The sequence below is a fragment of the Pseudomonas sp. B33.4 genome, assembly GCF_034555375.1.
Classification (GTDB): domain Bacteria; phylum Pseudomonadota; class Gammaproteobacteria; order Pseudomonadales; family Pseudomonadaceae; genus Aquipseudomonas.
This window is the reverse complement of record NZ_CP140706.1, coordinates 3,894,286-3,919,834: the sequence shown is the minus strand read 5'-3', so window position 1 is coordinate 3,919,834 and position 25,549 is coordinate 3,894,286. Positions and strand designations below refer to the sequence as shown.

The 25,549-nt window shown below is 60.3% G+C and carries 23 protein-coding genes; 12 read left to right on the top strand and 11 right to left on the bottom strand.

Translation table 11 applies throughout. The features are described 5' to 3' along the window. The first annotated feature begins 1 nt into the window (after position 1). Both U6037_RS17065 and U6037_RS17060 read left to right on the top strand, forming a co-directional pair. Entirely contained in the window at positions 2-580 is a 579-nt protein-coding gene (locus U6037_RS17065) for a hypothetical protein (RefSeq protein WP_322843850.1), read from the top strand. 62 nt (positions 581-642) lie between these two features. Continuing rightward, the gene (locus U6037_RS17060) at positions 643-1,608 is read left to right on the top strand and encodes a sensor domain-containing diguanylate cyclase (protein ID WP_322843849.1); all 966 of its coding nucleotides are present in this window, start codon (positions 643-645) and stop codon (positions 1,606-1,608) included. A gap of 382 nt (positions 1,609-1,990) precedes the next feature. On the opposite strand, the gene fabI is transcribed toward U6037_RS17060, so the two are convergent. The 8 genes from fabI to gloB form a co-directional block, all read right to left on the bottom strand. Next, entirely contained in the window at positions 1,991-2,785 is a 795-nt protein-coding gene (fabI, locus tag U6037_RS17055) for an enoyl-ACP reductase FabI (protein ID WP_007910591.1), read from the bottom strand. A 19-nt stretch (positions 2,786-2,804) separates the two neighbouring features. Next, on the bottom strand, positions 2,805-4,415 hold the full coding sequence (locus U6037_RS17050) for an ABC transporter ATP-binding protein (protein ID WP_150650479.1): 1,611 nt from the start codon (positions 4,413-4,415) through the stop codon (positions 2,805-2,807). Between the two features lies 1 nt (position 4,416). Next, positions 4,417-5,436 (bottom strand): ABC transporter permease, encoded by a 1,020-nt coding sequence (locus U6037_RS17045; RefSeq protein WP_322843848.1) that lies wholly within the window; start codon positions 5,434-5,436, stop codon positions 4,417-4,419. Position 5,437: 1 nt separating this feature from the next. Then, on the bottom strand, positions 5,438-6,511 hold the full coding sequence (locus tag U6037_RS17040) for a microcin C ABC transporter permease YejB (protein WP_016987121.1): 1,074 nt from the start codon (positions 6,509-6,511) through the stop codon (positions 5,438-5,440). A 4-nt stretch (positions 6,512-6,515) separates the two neighbouring features. Further along, complete coding sequence (locus tag U6037_RS17035; protein ID WP_322843847.1) at positions 6,516-8,357, bottom strand: extracellular solute-binding protein; 1,842 nt, start codon at positions 8,355-8,357, stop codon at positions 6,516-6,518. Further along, complete coding sequence (locus U6037_RS17030; protein ID WP_322843846.1) at positions 8,354-10,186, bottom strand: extracellular solute-binding protein; 1,833 nt, start codon at positions 10,184-10,186, stop codon at positions 8,354-8,356. Before U6037_RS17030 ends, U6037_RS17035 begins: the two co-directional genes overlap by 4 nt. 337 nt (positions 10,187-10,523) lie before the next feature. Further along, positions 10,524-11,987 carry a transglycosylase SLT domain-containing protein gene (locus tag U6037_RS17025; RefSeq protein WP_322843845.1) on the bottom strand — a complete coding sequence of 488 codons (1,464 nt, stop codon included), beginning with the start codon at positions 11,985-11,987 and terminating at the stop codon, positions 10,524-10,526. A gap of 99 nt (positions 11,988-12,086) precedes the next feature. Further along, positions 12,087-12,854 carry a hydroxyacylglutathione hydrolase gene (gloB, locus tag U6037_RS17020; RefSeq protein WP_322843844.1) on the bottom strand — a complete coding sequence of 256 codons (768 nt, stop codon included), beginning with the start codon at positions 12,852-12,854 and terminating at the stop codon, positions 12,087-12,089. 66 nt (positions 12,855-12,920) lie between these two features. Between gloB and U6037_RS17015 the strand changes: the two genes are divergently transcribed. The 5 genes from U6037_RS17015 to U6037_RS16995 all read left to right on the top strand — a co-directional run bounded on the left by U6037_RS17015 (position 12,921) and on the right by U6037_RS16995 (position 18,291). Further along, positions 12,921-13,679 (top strand): class I SAM-dependent methyltransferase, encoded by a 759-nt coding sequence (locus U6037_RS17015; protein ID WP_016987126.1) that lies wholly within the window; start codon positions 12,921-12,923, stop codon positions 13,677-13,679. 91 nt (positions 13,680-13,770) lie between these two features. Continuing rightward, positions 13,771-14,241, top strand: coding sequence for a ribonuclease HI (gene rnhA / locus U6037_RS17010; RefSeq protein WP_322843843.1), 471 nt, complete (start codon positions 13,771-13,773; stop codon positions 14,239-14,241). Between the two features lie 216 nt (positions 14,242-14,457). Beyond that, positions 14,458-15,216 (top strand): DNA polymerase III subunit epsilon, encoded by a 759-nt coding sequence (gene dnaQ, locus U6037_RS17005; protein WP_322843842.1) that lies wholly within the window; start codon positions 14,458-14,460, stop codon positions 15,214-15,216. Positions 15,217-15,406: 190 nt separating this feature from the next. Beyond that, a complete protein-coding gene (locus U6037_RS17000; RefSeq protein ID WP_322843841.1) occupies positions 15,407-17,662 on the top strand; it encodes an Orn/Lys/Arg decarboxylase N-terminal domain-containing protein in 2,256 nt (751 codons plus the stop codon). A 14-nt stretch (positions 17,663-17,676) separates the two neighbouring features. Further along, positions 17,677-18,291, top strand: a complete 615-nt coding sequence (locus U6037_RS16995; RefSeq protein WP_322843840.1) for a GNAT family N-acetyltransferase — start codon at positions 17,677-17,679, stop codon at positions 18,289-18,291. Here the strand turns inward: U6037_RS16995 and U6037_RS16990 are convergent. Then, positions 18,257-19,150 carry a LysR family transcriptional regulator gene (locus tag U6037_RS16990; RefSeq protein ID WP_322843839.1) on the bottom strand — a complete coding sequence of 298 codons (894 nt, stop codon included), beginning with the start codon at positions 19,148-19,150 and terminating at the stop codon, positions 18,257-18,259. The two genes, U6037_RS16995 and U6037_RS16990, sit on opposite strands and share 35 nt — an antisense overlap. 85 nt (positions 19,151-19,235) lie before the next feature. Then, positions 19,236-19,466, bottom strand: coding sequence for a hypothetical protein (locus U6037_RS16985; RefSeq protein WP_322843838.1), 231 nt, complete (start codon positions 19,464-19,466; stop codon positions 19,236-19,238). Between the two features lie 184 nt (positions 19,467-19,650). Here U6037_RS16985 and U6037_RS16980 point away from each other — a divergent pair, with 184 nt between their 5' ends. After that, positions 19,651-20,208: an NAD(P)H-dependent oxidoreductase gene (locus U6037_RS16980; protein WP_322843837.1), complete on the top strand. Its 558-nt coding sequence runs from the start codon at positions 19,651-19,653 to the stop codon at positions 20,206-20,208. A 156-nt stretch (positions 20,209-20,364) separates the two neighbouring features. Next, positions 20,365-21,648, top strand: a complete 1,284-nt coding sequence (locus tag U6037_RS16975; RefSeq protein ID WP_322843836.1) for an arsenic transporter — start codon at positions 20,365-20,367, stop codon at positions 21,646-21,648. 105 nt (positions 21,649-21,753) lie between these two features. Here U6037_RS16975 and U6037_RS16970 read toward each other — a convergent pair whose 3' ends face one another. After that, on the bottom strand, positions 21,754-22,704 hold the full coding sequence (locus U6037_RS16970) for a DUF1853 family protein (RefSeq protein WP_322843835.1): 951 nt from the start codon (positions 22,702-22,704) through the stop codon (positions 21,754-21,756). A 115-nt stretch (positions 22,705-22,819) separates the two neighbouring features. On the opposite strand from U6037_RS16970, the gene U6037_RS16965 reads away from it, so the two are divergent. From U6037_RS16965 to U6037_RS16955, 3 genes are read left to right on the top strand one after another with little or no spacing between them, the layout of a single operon-like run. Next, on the top strand, positions 22,820-23,710 hold the full coding sequence (locus tag U6037_RS16965; protein WP_003224174.1) for an NAD(+) kinase: 891 nt from the start codon (positions 22,820-22,822) through the stop codon (positions 23,708-23,710). Beyond that, positions 23,707-24,681: a metallophosphoesterase gene (locus tag U6037_RS16960; RefSeq protein WP_416221723.1), complete on the top strand. Its 975-nt coding sequence runs from the start codon at positions 23,707-23,709 to the stop codon at positions 24,679-24,681. The genes U6037_RS16965 and U6037_RS16960 overlap by 4 nt, the downstream gene beginning before the upstream one ends. Next, positions 24,678-25,547, top strand: a complete 870-nt coding sequence (locus tag U6037_RS16955) for a rhomboid family intramembrane serine protease (RefSeq protein WP_322843834.1) — start codon at positions 24,678-24,680, stop codon at positions 25,545-25,547. The genes U6037_RS16960 and U6037_RS16955 overlap by 4 nt, the downstream gene beginning before the upstream one ends. The last annotated feature ends 2 nt before the right edge of the window (positions 25,548-25,549 follow it).

Here is a 25,549-nt window from a genome sequence, read left to right as displayed (position 1 = left end):
GATGAAACGACATCTAGTGTTGGGCACCGTGATTCTGTTGGGGCTGGGCGGTTATGCCTCGGACCTTTTCGCCGATGATCAGGAAGCGCTGAAGGCGTTCGGCACGGTACAGAAAGTGTTCCAGAGCCCGCGCTGCCAGAACTGCCACATTCCCGGCGATTCACCGTTGCAGTTCGACGCCGGCGTTCCCCACGCCATGAACGTGGTGCGCGGCATGGACGGCAAGGGCGCCGCCGGTTTGCCCTGCGCCACCTGTCACGCCGAAAACAATCCACCTGCCAGTTACGGCCCGCATGCGCCACCGGGGGCGCCGCACTGGAGCCTGCCGCCGGCGTCACACAAAATGGCCTGGATCGGCCTGCCGCCGGACAAGCTCTGCGCGATGATCAAGGACCGCTCCAGCAACGGCGATCGCGACTTTGCCGCACTGCTCAAACACGTCAGCGAAGACAAACTGGTGCTCTGGGGCTGGAACCCCGGGGCAGGGCGCGCGCCGGTGCCAGTGCCGCACGATATTTTTGTCGCGCAGTTCAAGCTGTGGGCCGATGCCGGCGGGCCGTGTCCGGTGGCGGGGATCTGACGGGGTGAAGCCTCGCTGATTTGCGCTACGCTCAAGTGCATTGATGACAATGGAGTGTGCGAATGCTGGTTCCAGGAAAACCCGCCAATGAAGCTGCGCGGATTCAGGTGTTGCACGGCCTCGATCTTCTCGATTCGGCACCGGAGGAACGTTTCGATCGGCTGACGCGGTTGGCCAAGCGCCTGTTCAACGTGCCGATTGCACTGGTGACACTGGTCGATAAGGATCGGCAGTGGTTCAAGTCCTGTGTGGGCCTTGATGCCACTGAAACGCCGAGGGATGTTTCGTTCTGCGGCCACGCGATACTTCAGAACGACCTGCTGCTGGTGCCCGACGCCAGGGAGGACGTACGTTTTCATGACAATCCGCTGGTCACCGGCGCGCCAAATATCCGCTTCTATGCCGGCTACCCTTTGACCGTGCCCAACGGCAACAAGATGGGCACGCTGTGCCTGATCGACACCAAACCCCGTGATCTCGATGATGAAGAGCGCGCGCTGTTGCGCGATCTGGCGGAAATGGCCGAGCAAGAGCTGACGGCCGTGCAGATGGCGAGCATGGACGAGCTGACGCTGCTGTCCAACCGTCGCGGCTTCAAACAACTGGCCCAGCATGCACTCGATGCGTGCGCACGGCTGGAGCGCCCGGCAACCTTGCTGTTTTTTGATCTGAATGACTTCAAGCAGATCAACGATCTTTATGGCCATGCCGAGGGCGACAGTGCGCTGAAGACCTTCGCCGATGTGCTGCGCATTGCCTTTCGCGAAAGCGATGTGGTCGGACGCTTGGGCGGCGATGAATTTGTCGCGCTGTTGACCGGCTCAAGCCACATCGAAACCACGGCAATCATGGCGCGGCTCAAGGAAATTCTCGAAGAGCGCAATGCCACGTTGCACCGGGGGTATGCGATTCGCTTCAGCGTCGGGCAGATTGAATACGACGCCAAACGCCATGAGACCGTGGATCGACTGTTGGCGGATGCCGATGGCGCGATGTATGCGCACAAGCAGGCCCTGAAGCGTTGTTAGTTCGGGCCTCATCGCTGGCAAGTCGAATCGTCGCACCGCAGCTCCCACAGGTTTCTCGGGTGTTCACAAAGTCCCGGTTCACTGCAGATCCCTGTGGGAGCTGGCTTGCCAGCGATGGCGTCCGGCCATTCAACATCTTCATTGGCTGACCCAGCGCTATCGCGAGCAGGCTCACTCCTACAGGGGGGGGGCGGGTGTCCTCAAAATCCCGGTTCACCACAAATCCATGTGGGAGCGAGCTTGCTCGCGAAGAGGCCGGCACAGGCATTATCTCCGGTGACTGACACACCGCTTTCGCGAGCAGGCTCGCTCCCACAGGGAACAGCGTTGCAGGCATAAAAAAACCCGCCGGATCGGCGGGTTTTTATCGGCTAAGCGAAGATCACTCTTCGATGTTGCCCATGGCGGTGGTGTTGAAGCCGCCGTCGACGTACATGATTTCGCCGCTGATGCCCGACGCCAGGTCGGAGCACAGGAAGGCGCCGGCGTTGCCGACTTCGTCGATGGTGACGTTGCGACGCAGCGGGGTTTGCGCTTCGTTGGCGGCCAGCATCTTGCGGAAGTTCTTGATGCCCGACGCTGCCAAGGTACGGATCGGGCCAGCCGATACGCAGTTGACGCGGGTGCCGTCCGGGCCCAGGGAGCCGGCCAGGTAACGCACGCCAGCTTCCAGCGAAGCCTTGGCCATGCCCATCACGTTGTAGTTAGGCATGGTGCGCTCGGCGCCCAGGTACGACAGGGTCAGCAGGCTGCCGTTACGGCCTTTCATCATTTCGCGGCCGGCTTTGGCCAGGGCCACGAAGCTGTAGGCGCTGATGTCGTGAGCGATGCGGAAACCGTCACGGGTGGTGGCTTCGGTGAAGTCGCCGTCCAGTTGGTCGCCCGGGGCGAAACCAACGGAGTGGACGATGCAATCCAGGCCGTCCCACTTCTTGCTCAGTGCTTCGAAGACCTTGGCGATTTCTTCATCGCTGGCCACGTCGCACGGGAAGCACAGCTCAGGGCTCGAACCCCAGCCTTGGGCGAATTCTTCAACACGACCTTTCAGTTTGTCGTTCTGATAAGTGAAGGCAAGCTCAGCGCCCTCGCGATGCATGGCGGCAGCGATGCCGGATGCGATGGACAGCTTGCTGGCGACACCGACGATCAGTACGCGCTTACCGGCGAGAAAACCCATGTGTTGCTCCTCTTTCAGGTTATTGCGCAGTGGCTGGTGCCAAAAAAGCGGCTTCCAGCAACTGCTGTGTATACGGATGTTGGGGGGCGGCAAAAATACTTTGCGCGTCTCCCTGTTCGACCACTTGGCCATGCTTGACCACCATCAACTGGTGGCTCAGCGCTTTGACGACAGCCAGGTCATGGCTGATAAACAAATACGTCAGGTTGTACTTGGCTTGCAGTGAACGCAACAGCTCCACCACTTGCCGCTGCACCGTCCGGTCGAGCGCTGAAGTCGGCTCGTCCAGCAGGATCAGCGCCGGTTTCAGCACCAAAGCCCGGGCAATGGCGATTCGCTGCCGTTGCCCACCGGAAAATTCGTGGGGGTAGCGGTGCCGGGTTTCCGGATCCAGACCTACCTCCTTCAATGCCGCAATAATCGCCGCCTGTTGCTCCTCAGCGGTGCCCATCTTGTGAATCCGCAGGCCTTCGCCAACGATGTCGCTGACACACATGCGCGGGCTCAGGCTGCCAAACGGGTCCTGAAACACCACCTGCATCTCCCGTCGCAACGGGCGAACCTCGTTCTGCGTCAGGCAGTCTAGCTGCTTGCCTTCAAAGCGGATCGCGCCTTTGCTGCCGATCAGCCGCAAAATCGCCAGACCCAGCGTGGATTTGCCGGAACCACTTTCCCCGACAATCCCCAGCGTCTGACCCTGAGGCAGGCTGAAATTGATGCCGTCCACTGCCTTGACGTGATCCACCGTGCGTTTGAGCAGGCCTTTCTTGATCGGGAACCAGACTTTCAGGTCCTCGACCTCAAGCAGCGGCGCGCCGATTTTATTGCTCGCCGGGCCTCCGCTGGGCTCCGCGCCGAGCAATTCCCGAGTGTACGGATGCTGCGGCGAACGGAACAGCTCTTCGCACGATGCCTGTTCGACGATGCAACCGCGCTGCATGACACATACGCGATGCGCAATTCTTCGCACCAGGTTCAAATCGTGACTGATCAGTAACAGCGACATGCCCAATCTGGCCTGTAATTCCTTGAGCAAATCGAGGATTTTCAGCTGAACGGTCACATCCAAAGCGGTGGTCGGCTCATCGGCAATCAACAATTCCGGCTCGTTGGCCAGGGCCATGGCGATCATCACCCGTTGGCGCTGGCCGCCAGAGAGTTCGTGGGGCAGGGCCTTGAGGCGCTTGTGCGGCTCGGGGATGCCAACCATTTCCAGCAGTTCCAGCGTGCGTTTGGTCGCGACTTTGCCGGTCAGGCCCTTGTGGATGCCGAGCACTTCGTTGATCTGCTTCTCGATTGAGTGCAGCGGGTTCAGCGAGGTCATCGGCTCCTGAAAGATCATCGCGATGCGGTTGCCACGAATATGGCGGATGGTTTTTTCACTCAGGCCCAGCAGGTTTTGCCCGGCATAGTTGATGCTGCCGGCCGGATGGCGGGCCATCGGGTAGGGCAGCAGGCGCAGGATTGAGTGCGCAGTCACCGATTTGCCCGAACCGGATTCGCCGACCAGCGCCAGGGTTTCGCCGCGCTTGATGTCGAAACTCACGCCTTCGACGACCCGGTGCACGCGCTCGCCGAAACCGAATTCGACGGCGAGGTCACGCACTTCGATCAGATTGTCCTGATTCATTTCACTTCCTCGGGTCGAAGGCATCGCGAGCGGACTCGCCGATAAACACCAGCAAACTCAACATCAACGCCAGCACGGCGAAGGCACTCATGCCCAGCCACGGCGCTTGCAGGTTGGATTTGCCCTGGGCGACCAGTTCACCCAGCGATGGACTGCCGGCCGGCAAGCCGAAACCGAGGAAGTCCAAAGCGGTGAGGGTGCCGATGGCGCCGGTGAGGATGAACGGCATGAAGGTCATGGTCGAGACCATCGCGTTGGGCAGGATGTGGCGAAACATGATCGCGCCGTTCTGCATGCCCAGCGCCCGCGCCGCGCGTACGTATTCGAGGTTGCGGCCACGGAGGAACTCGGCGCGCACCACGTCGACCAGGCTCATCCACGAGAACAGCAGCATGATCCCCAGCAGCCACCAGAAATTCGGCTGGACGAAACTGGCGAGAATGATCAGCAGGTACAGCACTGGCAAACCCGACCAGATTTCCAGGAAACGCTGCCCGGCCAGATCGACCCAGCCGCCATAGAAACCCTGCAAAGCACCGGCAATCACACCGATGATGGAACTCAACATGGTCAGCGTCAGCGCGAACAGCACGGAAATGCGGAAGCCGTAAATCACCCGCGCCAGCACATCGCGGCCCTGATCGTCAGTCCCGAGCAAATTGTCCGCCGACGGTGGCGCCGGCGCCGGGACTTTCAGGTCGTAGTTGATGCTTTGGTAGCTGTAAGGAATCGGCGCCCACAACACCCACGCATCCTTGGCCTTGAGCAGTTCGCGGATGTACGGGCTCTTGTAGTTGGCTTCGAGCGGGAATTCGCCGCCGAAGGCGGTTTCCGGGTAGCGCTTGATCGCCGGGAAGTACCAGTTGTTGTCGTAATGCACGACCAGCGGCTTGTCGTTGGCGATCAGCTCGGCGCCGAGGCTGGCGCCGAACAGGATCAGAAACAGCCACAGCGACCACCAGCCACGCTTGTTGGCCTTGAACAGTTCGAAGCGGCGGCGGTTGAGAGGGGACAGGTTCATCTCAATGCTCCCGGCTTTCGAAGTCGATGCGCGGATCGACCAGGGTGTAGGTGAGGTCGCCGATCAGCTTCACCACCAGCCCGAGCAGGGTGAAGATGAACAGGGTGCCGAACACCACCGGGTAATCGCGGTTGATCGCCGCCTCGAAACTCATCAGGCCGAGGCCGTCGAGGGAGAAGATCACTTCCACCAGCAAGGATCCTGTGAAGAAGATGCCGATGAACGCCGACGGGAAACCGGCAATCACCAGCAGCATGGCGTTGCGGAACACGTGGCCGTAGAGCACGCGATGGCGGGTCAGGCCTTTGGCTTTGGCGGTAACCACGTATTGTTTGTTGATTTCGTCGAGGAAGCTGTTTTTGGTCAGCAGGGTCATGGTCGCGAAATTGCCGATCACCAGTGCGGTCACCGGCAGCGCGAGGTGCCAGAAGTAATCGAGGATCTTGCCGCCGAAACTCAGCTCATCGAAGTTGTTCGAGGTCAGCCCGCGCAACGGGAACCAGTCGAGATAACTGCCACCGGCAAACACCACGATCAGCAGGATCGCAAAGAGAAACGCCGGGATCGCATAGCCGACGATGATCGCTGAACTGGTCCAGACGTCGAAGTGGCTGCCGTGCCGCGTGGCCTTGGCGATCCCCAGCGGGATCGACACCAGGTACATGATCAGCGTGCTCCACAGCCCCAGCGAGATCGACACCGGCATCTTTTCCTTGATCAGGTCGATGACCTTGGCGTCGCGGAAAAAACTGTCGCCGAAATCCAGCGTCGCGTAGTTCTTGACCATGATCCACAGACGTTCCGGGGCCGATTTGTCGAACCCGTACATGTGCTCGATTTCCTTGATCAGCGCCGGATCCAGACCCTGCGCGCCGCGATACGATGAACCGGCCACCGACACCTCGGCACCGCCGCCGGCAATGCGGCTGGTGGCGCCTTCGAAGCCTTCGAGCTTGGCGATCATCTGCTCCACCGGGCCGCCGGGTGCGGCCTGGATGATCACGAAGTTGATCAGCAGAATGCCGAACAGGGTCGGGATGATCAGCAGCAGTCGCCGAAAAATATACGCCAGCATCTGATTACTCCGTGCCCGCAGGGTCGGCTTGCAGTTTGGTTTCGACTTCTACCGCAGGTTTCGCGTCAGGCTTGACCCACCAGGTGTTGATGCCGATGTCGTATTTCGGTGAGACCTTTGGATGGCCGATGTGATTCCAGTAAGCCACGCGCCAGGTCTTGATGTGCCAGTTGGGGACCACGTAAAAGCCCCACTGCAATACGCGATCCAGCGCACGGGCGTGGGCCACCAGGCTTATGCGCGAATCGGCATTGATCAGGTTTTCCACCAATTGATCGACGATCGGGTCCTTCAGGCCCATGGTGTTACGACTGCTGGCCTTGTCGGCGGCAGCGCTCATCCAGTATTCGCGCTGCTCGTTACCCGGCGAGTTGGACTGCGGGAAACTGCCGACCATCATGTCGAAATCCCGCGAACGCACGCGGTTGATGTATTGCGAAACGTCGACGCGGCGGATTACCAGATCGATGCCGAGATCGCTGAGGTTGCGCTTGAACGGCAGCAGAACCCGTTCGAATTCGGTCTGCGCGAGGAGGAACTCGATGACCACCGGTTTGCCCGTAGAGTCGACCATTTTGTCGTCGACGATCTTCCAGCCGGCCTCTTGCAGCAGTTGGTAGGCCTCGCGTTGCTGGGTGCGGATCATGCCGCTGGCGTCGGTCTTGGGATTTTCGAAGGCTTCGCTGAACACTTGCGCCGGCAACTTGCTGCGAAACGGCTCGAGGATCGCCCGTTGATCGGCGTCGGGCAGACCGGTGGCGGCCATTTCCGAGTTCTCGAAATAGCTGCGGGTGCGGAAGTAGGCACCGTTGAACAGTTGTTTGTTGGTCCATTCGAAATCGAACAGCAGCCCGAGCGCCTGACGCACGCGCACATCCTGAAACACCGGGCGGCGCAGGTTGAAGACGAAACCCTGCATGCCGGTCGGGTTGCTGTTGGCGATCTGTTCCTTGATCAGTCGGCCCTCGGTGACTGCCGGGATGTTGTAGGCGTTGGCCCAGTTCTTTGCAGTCATCTCCAGCCAGTAATCGAACTGCCCGGCCTTCAAGGCTTCGAGGGCGACGGTGTTGTCGCGGTAGTAATCGGTGGTCATCGTGTCGAAATTGTAGAAGCCACGGTTGACCGGCAAGTCCTTGCCCCAGTAATCCTTGACCCGCTCGTAGCGCACCGAGCGCCCGGCCTTTACTTCGGCGACCTTGTACGGGCCGCTACCGAGCGGAATTTCCAGGTTGCCTTTGTTGAAATCGCGATCGGCCCACCAGTGTTTCGGCAGCACCGGCAATTGGCCAAGGATCAACGGCAGTTCGCGATTGTTGCTGTGCTTGAACTTGAACAGCACTTTCAGCGGGTCTTCGGCGATCACTTCGGAGACGTCGCTGTAGTAGCCGCGAAACATCGGCGAGCCTTCCTTGGTCAGCGTGTTGAAGCTGAACACCACGTCGTCGGCGCGCACCGGGTGACCGTCATGGAAGCGCGCTTCGGGGCGCAGGTAGAAGCGCACCCAGCTGTTGTCCGGGGCTTTTTCGATTTTGCCGGCGATCAGGCCGTATTCGGTGAACGGCTCGTCGAGGCTGTGTTTGGTCAGGGTGTCGTAGATCTGCCCGACATCATCGGCCGGCACGCCTTTGCTGATAAACGGGTTGAGGCTGTCGAAGCCGCCGAACCCGGCCTGACGGAACACGCCACCCTTGGGCGCGTCGGGATCCACATAATCAAAATGCTTGAAATCGGCCGGGTATTTCGGCGGCTCGTTGTACAGGGTCACGGCGTGTTGCGGGGCGGCACAGGCCAGCCCGGCGAACAACAAGCCGCTGGCCTGGACGAGCAGGGCGCGGATCGGTTTCATTGATCTTTCTCCGAAGACTTCAGCCACCACGCGCTCAGGCCCAGGGTGTAGGGCGGCGTAGTGACGAAGGCCAACCGGTTGCGGTAGGCCAGACGGTGATAATTGAGGTACCAGTTGGGAATGCTGTAGTGCTGCCAGAGCAGCACGCGGTCGAGCGCCTTGCCGGCGGCGACCTGTTCGTCGCGGGTGCGCGCGGCGAGCAATTGTTCGAGCAGGTGATCGACCACCGGATTGGCGATGCCGGCGTAATTCTTGCTGCCCTTGACGTTCACCTGACTGGAGTGGAAGTACTGCCACTGCTCAAGGCCCGGGCTAAGGGTCTGGTTGAGCGTCATCGAGATCATGTCGAAATCAAATTGATCGAGGCGCTGTTTGTATTGGGCGCGATCCACGGTGCGCAGTCGCGCGTCGATGCCGATGCTGTTGAGGTTCTCGATGTAGGGCTGGTAGAGGCGCTCAAGGTTCGGATTGACCAGCAGCAGCTCAAACCGCAGCGGTTGGCCGTTAGCGTTTTGCAGGCGTTGGCCGTTGAGTTTCCAGCCGGCCTCGGCGAGCAGCGCCAGTGCCTTGCGCATGGTTTCCCGGGGGATGCCGCGACCGTCGGTTTTTGGCAGGGTGAACGGCTCGGTGAACAGTTTGGCCGGTAGTTGATCCTTGTACGGCTTGAGCATCAGCCACTCACCCCCGACCGGCAGGCCGGAGGTTGTGAATTCACTGTTGGGGTAGTAACTGGTGGTGCGCTTGTAGGCATCGCTGAACAGCGCGCGATTGGTCCACTCGAAATCGAACATCAGGCCCAGCGCTTCGCGGGTCTTCACATCGGCGAAGGTCGCGCGGCGGGTGTTCATGAACAGGCCCTGACTCTGAGTCGGGATCTGATGCGGAATCTGCGCCTTGATCACGTCGCCACGGCGGATGGCCGGGAAGTTGTAGCCGTTGGCCCAGTTCTTCGCCTGATGCTCGATGTAAATGTCGAATTCGCCAGCCTTGAACGCTTCGAAGGCGACATCGCTGTCGCGGTAGAACTCGACTTCCATGCGATCGAAGTTGTACTTGCCGCGATTGACTGGCAGGTCCTTGCCCCAGTAATCCTTGACCCGTTCAAAGATCAGCTGCCGGCCCGGCGTCACCGAGGTGATGCGATACGGCCCGCTGCCCAGTGGCGGCTCGAAAGTAGTGGCTTTGAAGTCGCGGTCCTTCCAGTAATGCTGCGGCAATACCGGCAGTTCACCGAGGCGCAGGATCAACAGCGGATTGCCCGAGCGCTTGAGTACGAAGCGAATCCGCTGTTTGTTGAGGATGTCGACCCGCAGCACTTCCTGCAGCGCGGTGCGATACAGCGGATGGCCGTCCTTGAGCAGCGTTCGATAGGAGAACGCCACGTCGTAGGCGGTGATTGGCGTGCCATCGTGAAAACGTGCTTCCGGGCGCAGATTGAACACCACCCAGCTGCGATCTTCGCTGTACTCCACCGATTGCGCGATCAAGCCGTAGCTCGATGCGGGTTCGTCGCCAGACGGTGAGTACTGGCCGGTGCCGACCATCAACGGTTCGTTCAGCTCATTGATGCCGTACTGGAGGAAGTTCGCTGTGGTGACCGGGCTGGTGCCCTTGAACGTGTACGGGTTGACCGTATCGAAGGTGCCGAACGCCATCACCCGCAACGTACCGCCCTTGGGCGCTTGCGGGTTGACCCAGTCGAAGTGGGTAAATCTGGCCGGGTACTTGAGCGTGCCGAACTGCGCATAACCGTGACTTTCGGTAATCGTCGCGCTTGCGGTTGAGCTCAAGGCCAGGCTGATCAGGAGCAGGAGGAGGGGACGCTTCAAGTCAGATCCGATCCAGGCGGCTTGGGCTTTGTGGGCCGTACAGTAACAGCTTGTCTGGGCAGGAAAAAGATGCGGGTTAATGCGGGGTTAATCGTTTGCGCGAAGAGGCCCTCACCCTAACCCTCTCCCGGAGGGAGAGGGGACTGATCGTGGTGTTTGGGAGAGCTGCACCGACGTGCGATACCGAGTCGAACGCACGTTTTGAAAAGCCCCCGATCGGCTCCCTTTCCCCCTCGCCCCCCGTGGGGGAGAGGGCTGGGGTGAGGGGGATCGATCTAAAGCACGCCACAAAATCCGAAACAAAAAAAAAGCCCCCGAAATCTCAGGGGCTCTTCTGTCAGTGCGGCTGATAAACCGTGAGCATCTGCCCAGGCTTGAGTGCCTTGCCCGCACCCGGGTTCCAGCGCTTGAGATGCTGCATCTCAACGTTGAATCGCTTGGCCACCACGTACAGCGTGTCGCCGCGTTTGACCTTGTACTGAGTCTGCTGCGTGCTGTCGTCCTTGCCTTTGGTCTTGCTGTTGGCTGCAACCACCGTGTTGACCCGGCCGGACTTGCGAGCCGGCGCGCGTTTGGTGGTGTCCTGCATGACTAGCGTCTGGCCGACCTTGAGGTTTTTGCCGGTCAGCTTGTTCCAGCGTTGCAGATCCTTGACTTCGACCTTGTTGGCCTTGGCGATGGAACCGAGGTTATCGCCACGCTTCACGCGATAGGCACGCTTGAGTTTTGCCACTTCGGAAGGATCGGCGCCTTCGAACACTGGCTTCAGCGAACGCGGGCTGATCAGCTCGTCCGGCCGCATGGTCTGAAGGCTGGCGGTCAGCAACTGCGCCTTCGACGTCGGCACCAGCAAATGCTGCGGGCCGTCGATGGTGGTGCGCTGCTTGAACGCCGGGTTGAGCTGGAACAGTTCGTCTTCGTCGATGTTGGCCACCGCCGCAACCTTGGACAGGTCCATGCGCTGGTTGATTTCGACGACCTGGAAGTACGGTTCGTTGGCGATCGGGTTGAGGTTGACCCCGTAGGCTTCCGGCGCCAGGACCACTTGCGACAGTGCCAGCAGCTTCGGCACGTAGGCCTGGGTTTCTGCCGGCAGCGGCAGGTTCCAGTAGTCGGTGGGCAGGCCGAGCTTTTCGTTACGCTCGATGGCGCGGCTGACCGTGCCTTCACCGGCGTTGTACGCCGCCAGCGCCAGCAGCCAGTCACCGTTGAACATGTCGTGCAGACGGGTCAGGTAGTCCATCGCAGCGGTGGTCGAGGCGGTGATATCGCGACGGCCATCATAGAAACGGGTCTGACGCAGATTGAAGTAACGCCCGGTGGACGGAATGAATTGCCACAGCCCGACAGCATCGGCCCGGGAATAGGCCATTGGGTTGTAGGCGCTTTCAATCACTGGCAACAGGGCCAGTTCCAGCGGCATGTTGCGTTCTTCAAGACGTTCGACGATGTAGTGAATATAGAGACTGCCGCGTTCACCGGCGTTCTCGAGGAAAGAGGGATTGCTGGCGAACCACAGGCGCTGTTGCTCGATGCGCGGGTTGACGCCGAGACCTTCCTGCAGCTGAAAGCCCTGGCGCATGCGTTCCCAGATGTCCTGGGGAACCTGTGGGCTGGGCTTTTCGGTCAGCCAGATCGGCTTCTGCTTGGCTCGCGCAGCAATGTTCGGCGTATGGGTCGCTTCAGTCTGCGGAGCATGGCTGGAACAGCCCGCCAAGGTGGCGGACACAGCCACCGCGATGGCTTGCGCCAGGCGGGTCAATGCGTCTGAATTGACGGACTTACGTATGGATGACGACATTGGCTGGAAGTAAGTTCCGGGCAAAAATGTCGGGCGATTCTAGAAAGCGCACCCCTTGCGGTCAACCATTCAGAATTTTTGTACCAGGCAATGGGGGTCTTAGAACTTATCTTTCCATGCCCGCAGAGCCGCAAAAACCTCACTCGGCGCCCGGTTTTGAGCGCCTGCCCGTTCGTCCACTTTTTGTGTAACTAATGTTTCAGTGGTGCGCAAAAACGGGTTTGTGAGCTTTTCCAGGGCCAGGGTCGAGGGCAGGGTCATTACGCCGTTTTGCCGTTGCTGGGTGACTTTTTCCAGACGGGCGGCGATGTCCGGGTTGCTCGGCTCGACCGCGGCGGCAAACTTCAGATTGCTCAAGGTGTATTCATGGGTGCAGTAGACCAGCGTATCTTCCGGTAGAGCGGCGAGGCGGTTGAGCGAGTGGTGCATTTGCTCCGGCGTGCCTTCGAACAAACGGCCGCAACCGGCAGCGAACAGGGTGTCGCCGCAGAACAGCAGGCCATGGTGGTAATAGGCAATGTGGCCCAAGGTGTGACCGGGCACCGCATAGACATCGAACTCCCAGCCGAGCACGCTGACCGTGTCGTTGTCCTTGAGCGCCACGTCGCGCGCCGGGATGGTTTCGCTGGCCGGGCCGTAAACGGTCGCGCCGCTCGCCGCTTTCAGGCGTTCGACGCCGCCGACGTGATCATGATGGTGGTGGGTGATCAGGATATCGCTCAACACCCAGCCTGGATGCGCTTCGAGCCATGCCTGCACTGGCGCGGCATCGCCCGGATCGACCACCGCGCAGCGCTGGGTGCGGTGATCCTGTAACAACCAGATGTAGTTGTCGGTGAACGCGGGCAGGGCACTGATCTGTATCATCGTCGGAATTCGCCAAGCGGAAAACATTGGCGCATCTTAGTAGTTCCTGGCGCTTTGGAGAATGCGATGAGTGATAAAGCGTTCGCACAGGCTGATCCTGACTGGCTGGCCCTGATCGGTGCAGCCCGTGAATGGCTGTCCGGCCCGCTCGGGCAATTTCTGCTCGATGAAGAGCGGCGCATGCTCGAAGACGAGTTGGGCCGCTTCTTTGGCGGCTATCTGGTGCATTACGGGCCATCGGCCGAAACCCCGCCGGCAGCGCCGCAAGTGCAGCGCAATGTGCGTCTTGGCGCGCCGTTGCCGGGTGTCGAGATTGTCTGCGAAGAGCAGGCCTGGCCGCTGAGCGAGCACGCCGCCGACGTGGTGGTGATGCAGCATGGGCTGGATTTCTGCCTGTCACCCCATGGTTTGCTCCGTGAAGCGGCAAGCAGCGTGCGCCCCGGCGGGCATTTGCTGATCATCGGCATCAACCCGTGGAGCACTTGGGGCTTGCGCCATGTTTTTGCTCACGACGCCTTGCGTCAGGCGCGCTGCATATCACCGTCACGGGTCGCCGACTGGCTCAATCTGCTGGGCTTCGCGCTGGAGAAACGCCGCTTCGGGTGCTATCGTCCGCCGCTCGCGTCAGCCAAGTGGCAGGCCCGTCTGGCCGGCTGGGAACGCAAGGCGGGTGACTGGCAGCTGTCGGGCGGCGGCTTCTATTTATTGGTCGCGCGCAAGATTGTGGTCGGGCTGCGACCGTTGCGTCAGGAACGTCGCGAGCCGATGGGCAAGCTGATTCCGCTGCCGATGGCCAAGGTCAATCGCCGGCGCATCGAACCGTAAACCTTCTTTTATTTGTGGCCGGGCTTGTCCCGGCCCGGGCCATCGTCGATCCGTGATCGGCGAGGCAGGCATTTATTCTGGATAGAGTGGCATGAGCGAAAGCGTTGAAAGCGTCGACACCGTAGAGCTGTTCACCGACGGCGCCTGCAAGGGCAACCCCGGCCCGGGCGGCTGGGGCGCCTTGCTGGTGTGCAAGGGCGTCGAAAAGGAACTGTGGGGCGGCGAAGCCAATACCACCAACAACCGTATGGAACTGCTCGGCGCGATTCGCGGCCTCGAAGCCTTGAAGCGGCCGTGCGAAGTGCTGCTGGTGACCGACTCGCAATACGTGATGAAAGGCATCAACGAGTGGATGGCCAACTGGAAGAAGCGCGGCTGGAAAACTGCCGCGAAGGAACCGGTGAAGAACGCTGATCTGTGGAAAGAGCTGGACGCGCAGGTCAACCGTCACAAGGTCACCTGGAAGTGGGTGCGTGGGCACATTGGTCATCACGGTAACGAGCGGGCGGACCAGTTGGCTAACCGTGGTGTCGACGAAGTGCGCGGTTACAAGCAGAGCTGATTTTGCCGTTACACCGTGGCGCGGCCTTCGCGAGCAGGCTCGCTCCCACAGGGAAATGCATTCCAGATCTGATGTCCCTTCCCTGAATTGGAATGCATTCCAATGTGGGAGCGAGCCTGCTCGCGAATGGGGCGACACGGTCCGACTGAAACACCCCGCCGAGCGTGTTAACATCCGCGTTTTTTGCAAGATTGACCCGCTGAGAGCTGAACACTGATGGCCACCAGATCCGTTGTACTCGATACCGAAACCACCGGCATGCCGGTGACCGATGGTCACCGGATCATTGAAATCGGTTGCGTCGAACTGATTGGTCGGCGCCTGACGGGCCGGCATTTTCACGTTTACCTGCAACCGGATCGCGAGAGTGATGAAGGCGCCATCGGCGTTCACGGTATTACCAACGAGTTCCTGGTTGGCAAACCACGGTTTGCCGAAGTGGCCGATGAGTTCTTCGAATTCATCAAGGGCGCGCAGCTGATCATCCACAACGCGGCGTTCGACGTTGGCTTCATCAACAACGAATTCGCTTTGATGGGCCAGCACGATCGCGCTGACATCACCCAGCACTGCTCGATCCTCGATACCTTGATGATGGCCCGGGAACGTCACCCGGGGCAGCGCAACAGCCTCGATGCGTTGTGCAAACGTTATGGCGTCGACAACTCGGGCCGTGAACTGCACGGCGCCTTGCTTGACTCGGAGATTCTCGCCGACGTCTACCTGACCATGACCGGCGGCCAGACCAGTCTGTCGCTGGCGGGCAATGCGTCTGACGGCAATGGCACGGGCGATGGCGCGGACAACTCGGCAACCGAGATTCGTCGTTTGCCGGCGGATCGCCAGCCAGCGCGGATCATTCGCGCGACTGAGGATGAATTGGCGGCGCATCTGGTGCGGCTGGAAATCATTGCCAAGTCTGCCGGCGGGCCGGCGATGTGGACGCAGATCGCCGAAGCTGACGCGCAGGTTTAAAAGATCAAAAGATCGCAGCCTTCGGCAGCTCCTACAGGGGATCGTAATCTTCTGTAGGAGCTGCCGAAGGCTGCGATCTTTTGCTTTTACAGACATGAAGCCAACTGGCCACCCTCGCCACATTCGCTGCAACCCTCTACCCTGAGTGCATTGGCAGATTCAAACCTGCCGCCTCAGGACACTGAGCCTCATGTACAAAGATTTGAAGTTCCCGGTGTTGATCGTCCATCGCGACATCAAGGCCGACACGGTCGCCGGTGACCGTATCCGTGGCATCGCCCGGGAGTTGGAGCAGGAAGGTTTCAATATCGTTTCGGCCATCGACTACACCGAAGGGCGGTTGGTGGCGTCAACGCACCACGGCCTCGCGTGCATGCTGATCGCCGCCGAGGACGCCAGCACCAACTCGCACCTTTTGCAGAACATGGCTGAACTGATCGGACTGGCGCGGGTGCGCGCACCGGATCTGCCGATCTTCGCCCTCGGTGAGCAAGTCACTCTGGAAAATGCCCCGGCCGATGCCATGGCCGAGCTTAATCAACTGCGCGGCATTCTTTATCTGTTCGAAGACACCGTGCCATTTCTGGCCCGGCAAGTCGCGCGGGCGGCGCGCAAGTACCTGGATGGTTTGCTGCCACCGTTTTTCAAGGCGCTGGTGCAGCACACCGCCGATTCCAATTATTCCTGGCACACCCCCGGCCATGGTGGCGGCGTGGCGTATCACAAAAGCCCGGTGGGGCAGGCGTTTCACCAGTTCTTTGGCGAAAATACCTTGCGTTCGGACTTGTCAGTGTCGGTGCCGGAACTCGGCTCGCTGCTCGATCACACCGGGCCGCTCGCCGAAGCCGAAGCGCGCGCGGCACGCAATTTCGGCGCCGATCACACCTTTTTCGTGATCAATGGCACCTCAACGGCGAACAAGATTGTCTGGCACTCGATGGTCGGGCGCGATGATCTGGTGCTGGTCGATCGCAACTGTCACAAGTCGGTGTTGCACGCGATCATCATGACCGGCGCCATTCCGTTGTACCTGTGCCCGGAGCGCAATGAACTGGGGATCATCGGCCCAATTCCCCTGAGCGAATTCAGCCGCGAGTCGATTCAAGCCAAGATCGATGCCAGCCCGTTGACCAAGGGCCGCGCACCGAAAGTCAAACTGGCGGTGGTCACCAATTCAACCTACGACGGCCTCTGCTACAACGCTGAACTGATCAAGCAGAGCCTCGGCAACAGCGTCGAAGTCCTGCATTTCGACGAAGCGTGGTACGCCTATGCCGCGTTCCACGAGTTTTTCGCCGGGCGCTACGGCATGGCCACGTCGCGCAGTGAAGACAGCCCGCTGGTGTTCACCACCCATTCCACGCACAAACTGCTCGCCGCGTTCAGTCAGGCGTCGATGATTCATGTGCAGGATGGCGGTGCGCGGCAACTTGATCGCGACCGTTTCAATGAAGCGTTCATGATGCACATCTCGACCTCGCCGCAGTACAGCATCATCGCTTCGCTGGACGTGGCGTCGGCGATGATGGAAGGCCCGGCCGGGCGTTCGCTGTTGCAGGAAACCTTTGATGAAGCGCTGAGTTTTCGCCGCGCGCTGGCCAATCTGCGCCAGCACATTGCCGCGGATGACTGGTGGTTTTCGATCTGGCAGCCGCCGGGTGTCGAAGGCATCGACCGTGTGCAGACCGAGGACTGGCTGCTGCAACCGGAGGCCGACTGGCACGGCTTTGGCGAGGTGAGCGACGATTACGTGTTACTCGATCCGATCAAAGTCACGCTGGTGATGCCGGGGCTGAATGCCGGCGGTGCGCTGAGCGATAAGGGCATTCCGGCGGCGGTGGTCAGCAAGTTCCTCTGGGAACGTGGCCTGGTGGTGGAAAAAACCGGGCTGTATTCGTTCCTGGTGCTGTTCTCGATGGGCATCACCAAAGGCAAATGGAGCACGCTGCTCACCGAGTTGCTCGAATTCAAACGCAGTTACGATGCTAATGTGCGCCTCGACTGTTGCCTGCCGTGCGTGGCCCAGCAAGACACCACGCGTTATCGCGGCATGGGCCTGCGCGATTTGTGTGATCAGTTGCATGCCTGTTATCGCAGCAATGCCACCGCCAAACACCTTAAACGCATGTACACCGTGCTCCCGGAAATCGCCATGAAACCCGCCCACGCCTACGATCATCTGGTACGCGGTGAAGTCGAGGCGGTGCCGATCGATGAGCTGGAGGGACGTATTGCCGCCGTCATGCTGGTGCCGTATCCGCCGGGGATTCCGTTGATCATGCCCGGCGAGCGCTTCACCGAATCGACCCGTTCGATCATTGATTACCTGAAATTTGCTCGCACGTTCGATAGCAGCTTCCCCGGTTTTGTCGTGGATGTGCATGGATTGCAGCACGAAGACGAAGGCAGTGGACGGCAATACACCGTCGATTGCGTCAAGGAATGAGGACTTTCCCGAGTATGCAACCGGTCATGAATCCGAAATACCCAGGGCTGTCGGTGCGTGTCGCCGATGAAGGCTTTGCGCCGTATATCTGGGGCAGCGACTTCAGTTTCGAAGTCGCGGCCTATGGAGCCGCCGTGATCGGCCAGCCTGTCGAACAGTGGCGGGTCACACCGATCGTGCCTTACCGCAAGTGCTACGGCATCGATCCCGAGGAGTTCAGCAGCTTCCACAACGCCGCCGACAGCGCGATTTTCATGGCGTATCTCGACGATGAGCCGGTCGGTCATCTGGTGATCAGCACCAACTGGAATGGCTTTGCGCATATCGATGAGCTGGCGGTGCACGCGCCGGCTCGCCGGCATGGTGTGGCCAAGGCATTGCTGGATGTCGCGCAGTTCTGGAGCCGCAAAAAAAAGTTGCCGGGGATCATGCTCGAAACCCAGAACAACAACCTTGGCGCCTGTCGGCTGTATGAGCGCTGCGGTTATGTGATTGGCGGCGTTGACCAGTTGCGCTATCGCGGCATTGATCCGAACACCGCCGAAGTGGCGTTGTTCTGGTACCGATTGTTCGATAATCCGCTGGAAAACCCGCTCAGCTCGACAGCATCGCCTCGGCTTGTTCCGTGACGATGCCGAGCAAGGTCTGAATCGCCGCTGACGGCGCCGCGTGCTTGAAGGTCAGGGCGTACAGGCTGATCGGCACCGCTGGCGACAGCGGGCAGACATCCAGCCCGGCCGAACGCGCGCCCAATGCGGTGAACGGATCGACAATGGCCAGGCCTTCGCCGGCCTCGACCATGCTGCGCATCATCTGATGGGTTTGTACGCGGGTCTGGATGCTCGGTGCCGGGCGCAGTGCCTGCAGCTTGTTTTCCAGCGCCGGGCTCAGCGGGTCCTGGCCTTCGAGGCCGACCATGGTCTGACCGGCCAGGTCCTGCAGGGAAATGTACTTCTGTTTTGGTTGCAGCCAGCCGTGGGGCGCGAGCAGTTGCAGCTTGCCTTGCGCCAATGGCCGGCAATCAATGTCGGGGTGTTCGGGGTCGTGCAGGCTCAAGCCCAGATCGCTTTCGCGCAACAACAGGCTGCGGACGATATCGCGGGTAGGCGCACTGAGCAGGCTGCACGGTGCATCGGGCAGACGTCGGCGCAGGGCGGCGAGACTTTGCGGGAGTAATTGTTGCGCCAGCGGCGGGGTGCCGATGATGCGCAAGGGCGGGGCGAGGTATTGCTTGAGGCTGCTGGCCAGACGTTGCACCGGCTCCAGCGCTTCATAGACATGGGCGATTTCGATCTGCAATGCCCGCGCCTCGGGCGTCGATTGCAGGCGTCCGCGCACGCTGGCGAACAGCATGAACCCCAACTGACTCTCGGCTTCGCGCAAACGCTCCTCGACCTCGGCCACCGGCAACTGCAGCCATTCGGCGGCAGTGCCCAGGTGACCGGTCTGCAAGAGCGCCTGAATCACTTCGATATGACGTAAACGCATGCGTGAAGTCCATGTTCAGCAGGTGGGGTCAGTGACTGAATCCTACCCCAAGTCTGCGCATATGACTTCTGCTCATAACGGCCAGTTATGAAGCGACGGTTGTCTCAGGTTCGCGGATCAGGGTGATACCTGACTGAACCAGAAGAAACTCGCTCTCACTGACCTTATTGACGCGATCGCCAATGGCCAGTTTGTAAATCGGCTCCGAGCCAGTAGAACCGTCGACCGACGGATTGGATTCCTGGAACTCATGCACGGAATAAACGCGGCCTTCCGCATCTCTTGCATGGAACTGACCGACGAGTACTGCTGCCATCTGCTTAGAACCTCTGGAGATAAAACGCTTGATTTGCGGCTTGGTAGACCGCCATCAAGGCCTGTAAGTTTTCCTACAGGAAAAAAATAATCAGCTCGCGGGATTTTCCCATCGGGTGCTGGTGGAATCGTCACCGGATCATCTATAACTACTGGCTCCTCCCACGGACCATCGAGAGTCTTCCATGAGCAATGTCTACAACGTCGCTGTAGTGGTCGGTAGCCTGCGCAAAGCATCGATCAACCGCAAGGTCGCTCTGGCACTGGCAGAGCTGGCCCCGGCCAACCTCAAGCTTGAGATTGTCGAAATTGGCGATCTGCCACTTTATAACGAAGACATCGACGGTGATTCACCGCCGGCAGCCTACAGCACTTTCCGGGAAAAAGTGGGTTCTTCCGACGCGGTGCTGTTTGTCACGCCCGAGTACAACCGTTCGGTACCGGCGCCACTGAAGAATGCGATCGATGTAGGCTCGCGGCCTTATGGCAAAGCCGTCTGGAGTGGCAAACCGGGGGCGGTGATCAGCGTGTCGCCGGGGGCGATCGGTGGTTTCGGCGCGAATCAGCATCTGCGCCAGTCGTTCGTGTTTCTCGATGTGCCGTGTATGCAGCAGCCGGAGGCGTATCTGGGCGGGGCGGGTTCAGCGTTTGATGAGGCGGGCAAGTTGAGCGAATCGGTGAAACCTTTCTTGCAAAGCTTCATCAATGCTTACGGACAATTCGTAGAGCAACACAAAAAATAAGCCATACACGGAACAAAATGTAGGAGTGAGCCTGCTCGCGATAGCGGACTGTCAGTTGCCGATTAGTCGACTGACACACCGCTATCGCGAGCAGGCTCACTCCTACAGGTTTTTGTGTCGGCTTAAATACTCCATTTCAATTTAAGGCTGTTGCGGATGCTCGCTGCGTCACTGATTTTCCTGCTGACCATCACCCTTGTCATCTGGCAACCCAAAGGCCTCGGCGTCGGCTGGAGTGCGACGCTTGGTGCGGTTCTGGCGCTGATTTTCGGCGTCGTCCATCTCAGCGATATCCCGCTGGTGTGGCAGATCATCTGGAACGCCACCGGCACCTTTGTCGCCCTGATCATCATCAGCCTGCTGCTCGACGAAGCCGGATTTTTCAATTGGGCCGCGCTGCATGTGGCGCGCTGGGGACGCGGCAGCGGGCGCAAGCTGTTTGCCTTTATGGTGCTGCTCGGCGCGCTGGTTTCGGCGCTGTTTGCCAACGACGGCGCGGCACTGATTCTCACGCCGATCGTGATTTCAATGTTGCTGGCGTTACGCTTTTCCCCGGCGGCGACATTGGCCTTCGTCATGGGCGCAGGCTTCATCGCCGATACCGCGAGCCTGCCGCTGGTGGTGTCGAACCTGGTCAACATCGTTTCGGCGGACTTCTTTCACATCGGTTTCAACCGCTACGCAGCGGTGATGGTGCCGGTGAACTTTGTCAGCGTGGCGGCGACACTGGGCATGTTGCTGTGGTTCTTCCGCCGTGACATTCCGGCGGCTTACGACCCCGAACAACTCGAACATCCAGAGACCGCGATCCACGACAAAGCGACGTTTTATGCCGGTTGGGCGGTGTTGGTGATTCTGCTGATCGGTTGCTTTGCGCTGGAGCCGCTGGGTATTCCGATCAGTGCGATATCCGCCGTGTGCGCCGCGCTGTTGTTGGGCATCGCCGCTCGCGGTCACAAGATTTCCACGCGCAAGGTGATGAAGGAAGCGCCGTGGCAGATCGTGATTTTTTCCTTGGGCATGTACCTGGTGGTGTACGGCCTGCGCAACGCCGGGCTGACCGGGTATCTGGCCGGTTGGCTGGATGTGTTTGCCGGCCATGGCGTGTGGGGCGCGGCTATGGGCACCGGTGTGCTGACAGCGTTGCTGTCGTCGATCATGAATAACCTGCCGACGGTGCTGATTGGCTTGCTGTCGATTGACGCCAGTCAGGCGAGCGGGGTGGTCAAGGAGGCGATGATTTACGCCAACGTGATTGGCAGTGACCTGGGACCGAAGATCACGCCGATTGGCAGCCTGGCGACGTTGTTGTGGCTGCATGTGCTGGAGCGCAAGGGGATTCACATTGGCTGGGGGTATTACTTCAGGGTCGGGATTGTGCTGACGGTGCCGGTGTTGTTGGTGACGTTGGCGTCTTTGGCTTTGCGGCTTTCCCTTTAAACCGAGTCGGCCCTATCGCGAGCAGGCTCACTCCTACATTGGAATGCGTTCCCCTGTAGGAGTGAGCCTGCTCGCGATGGGGCCGGTACAAACGCCACAAAAACTTCAGGCCTGGCCGGGGACATTCGGCCAAAGATCGGACACCAGAAACAACCGCTCCGCCTCTTCCCATTCCCCTCGCGCATTTTCGATCAGGCGCACCATCAGCTGCGCCGGGGCCAGCGGCTCGAGATCTTCCAGCCACATCCGTAAATGCTCCAGAGACCAGGTCTGATCAGCCGGATAATGCGCCGGCGCCAGCCAGGCATGCCGGGGCAGCGGCTGCCAGCGTCCCGCCGGACGGTGCGCCACAAACGCAGGCCAATCCTTCTGATGCAGCCAACTGCCGCGCAAATGCTGCGGGTGCGCGCCATTCGGTGATTCGGAATGACCGGGCCACGGGTACAGCAAATAACCACCGAGCCACAGTTGCGCGCTGAACACCTCGATATCCAGCGCCGCCAGCACTTCGCGGCTTTCCGGGCGCGCCGATATCGGCAATTGATGCTCGGCCAGATGCGCCAGTTTACGGTCCAGTCGATCATGACAACCCGGCCCCAACCACTGCGCCGAATCACGACCATCGCCATCCTGCGGGCCGAGGTAGAGCTTGATCGCCAATTCCAGGTGATGCACGCCGTCGCGGTCACGCAGAAGCATGTCCAGCTCGCCAAGTGTGTGGCCCTCGCGGCGGATCGGCAGGTTGGCGGCAATCAGCTCAATCCCCGGCGCATGCTCCACGGCAAACTGCCACAGCCGTTCGTAATACAGGCCCAGACGTCGCGTGCGTGCCTGCGACAACCAATGCAGCAAGCCATAGCTGTCGCGGTCGAGCTGGCGCAACCAGTGTTCCAGGCGTTGCGGGTCGTGTACCCAATCACTGCCGGCCAACGGATGGCGCTGCGGCCACGGCGTAGTGCCGAGCATCGGCGGGGCGAGGATCACCCACGCCAGATCGCGCACTTCCGGGTGGCGTAATTGGTGAGGCAACTGGAGCAAGTCGGGAAATAGGATCATCTTGCGAGCATAGCCGTAAACACGAGCACACCCTTGAGGCTGAAAGGATTTTGTCTAACCGGCGCTTTCGCCCATAATCGGGTTTTTCGCGTTTTCGATTGTCCGCAGAGGTCTCATGGAGCAATTTCGTAATATCGGCATCATCGGTCGCCTGGGCAGTTCCCAGGTGCTGGATACCGTCCGCCGACTGAAACGGTTTCTGCTCGATCGTCACCTGCATGTGATCCTCGAAGACACCATCGCCGAAGTCCTGCCGGGCCACGGCCTGCAAACCTCGTCGCGCAAGATGCTCGGCGAAGTCTGCGACATGGTCATCGTCGTCGGCGGTGACGGCAGCCTGCTCGGCGCCGCGCGGGCTCTGGCCAAACACAATATTCCGGTGCTGGGCATCAACCGTGGCAGCCTCGGTTTCCTCACCGACATTCGCCCGGACGAGCTGGAAGTCGAAGTCGCCAAAGTGCTCGACGGCCACTATCTGGTGGAAAACCGCTTCCTGCTGCAAGCCGAAGTGCGCCGCCACGCCGAGGCTATCGGCCAGGGCGATGCACTCAACGATGTGGTGCTGCACCCGGGCAAATCGACGCGGATGATCGAGTTCGAGCTGTACATCGACGGCCAGTTCGTCTGCAGCCAGAAGGCCGACGGCCTGATCGTCGCCACGCCGACCGGTTCCACGGCCTATGCGCTGTCCGCCGGCGGGCCGATCATGCATCCCAAGCTCGATGCCATTGTGATCGTGCCGATGTACCCCCATATGTTGTCGAGCAGGCCAATTGTGGTCGATGGCAACAGTGAGCTGAAAATCGTCGTGTCGAAAAACATGCAGATTTACCCGCAAGTCTCCTGCGACGGGCAGAACCACTTCACCTGCGCGCCGGGCGACACCATCACCGTCAGCAAGAAAGCGCAGAAACTGCGACTGATTCATCCGCTCGACCATAACTACTACGAAGTCTGCCGCACCAAGCTCGGTTGGGGCAGCAAGCTGGGCGGTGGAGGCGACTGATGCTCGATCCCGCGCGCAGTTATGACCTGATTGGTGACGTGCACGGATGCGCTCTGACCCTCGAACACTTGCTTGACCGACTCGGTTATCACAAGCAGGGCGGGGTCTGGCGGCATCCATCGCGCATGGCCGTGTTTGTCGGCGACATCATCGACCGTGGCCCGCGCATTCGCGAGGCGCTGCACATTGTCCACGACATGGTCGAGGCCGGTCAGGCCTTGTGCATCATGGGCAACCACGAATTCAATGCACTGGGCTGGAGCACACCGGCGCCACCGGGCAGCGGCAAGCAGTTCGTCCGCGAACACACGCCGCGCCATGCGCGCCTGCTGCACGAAACCCTGACGCAATTCGAAGACCATCCCGGCGACTGGCACGATTTCCAGCGCTGGTTCTATGAGTTGCCGCTGTTTGTCGACGCCGGGCGTTTCCGCGTCGTGCATGCGTGTTGGGATGCCGGCCTGATCGAACCGCTGCGCGCGCTGTTCCCCAATGGCTGCATCGACGAACACTTCCTGCAGGCTTCGGCCGTGCCGGACAGTTTCGCCTGCACCGTATTCGACCGCCTGCTGCGCGGCACCGACATGCGCTTGCCACACGGTTTGACCATGACCAGCGGCGACGGCCTGGTGCGCTCGTTCTTCCGCACCAAGTTCTGGGAAGATGACCCGAAAACCTACGGCGACATCGTCTTCCAGCCCGATGCACTGCCGGAGCCGGTGGCGCAAACACCGTTGACCTCCACGGAAAAGAATTCCCTGCTGCGCTACGGCGTCGATGAGCCGTTGCTGTTCGTCGGCCACTACTGGCGCAGCGGCAAACCGGCGCCGATCCGCCCGAACCTCGCGTGCCTGGATTACAGCGCGGTGCTCTACGGCAAACTGGTGGCCTATCGTCTGGATCAGGAAACACGTCTGGATCCGCATAAATTTGTCTGGGTCGATGTCGAGCGGCCGGAGGTGCTGCAATGAGTGCGATAGCGGTATTGCGTCTGCCGTTGGCGGTGGACTTGAGCGGTTTCGTCAAACTGCTGCAACGCATGCAAGTGCCACATCGCGTCAGCGAGGAGGCCGGCGAACAAGTGTTATGGGCACCGGCAGAAATCAGCGAAGACGTGCGTTCCTTGTACGAACGCTTCCCGGCGGGCGATCCCGAGCAAACGCTGGACATCCCCGTCGCGCCAACCTTCAAGCGGCCGAGCTTCGCCGAGCAACTGAAATACGCCAAGGCCACCGGATTCATCCTGTTGTTGTGCCTGATCGTTGGCGGGCTGACGTACCTAGGTGAGAACCTGCAGACCTTGCGCTGGCTGACGTTCCTCGATTTTCAGGTGGTCGGCGAGTACATCCATTTCACACCGTTGGCCGACAGCCTGGCGGCGGGGCAGTGGTGGCGTCTGGTCACACCGATGCTGATCCACTTCGGCATCCTGCACCTGGCCATGAACGGCATGTGGTACTGGGAACTGGGCCGGCGCATCGAGTCGCGCCAGGGCAGTATCAACCTGATCGGTCTGACGCTGCTGTTCAGCCTGGTGTCCAACTACGCACAGTTTGTCTGGAGCGGCCCGACCTTGTTCGGTGGTCTGTCCGGCGTGCTGTACGGTTTGCTCGGGCATTGCTGGATCTTCCAGCTGCTGGCACCGAACCCGGCCTATCGCCTGCCGCGCGGCGTGCTGGTGATGATGCTGGTGTGGTTGCTGGTATGCATGTCCGGGCTGATCTCGATGATCGGTTTCGGCGAAATCGCCAACGCCGCCCACGTCGGCGGGTTACTCATCGGATGCTTCACCGGTTTGTTGGGTGGTTTGTATAACCGCCGTAAACTGGCCGCCTGAAT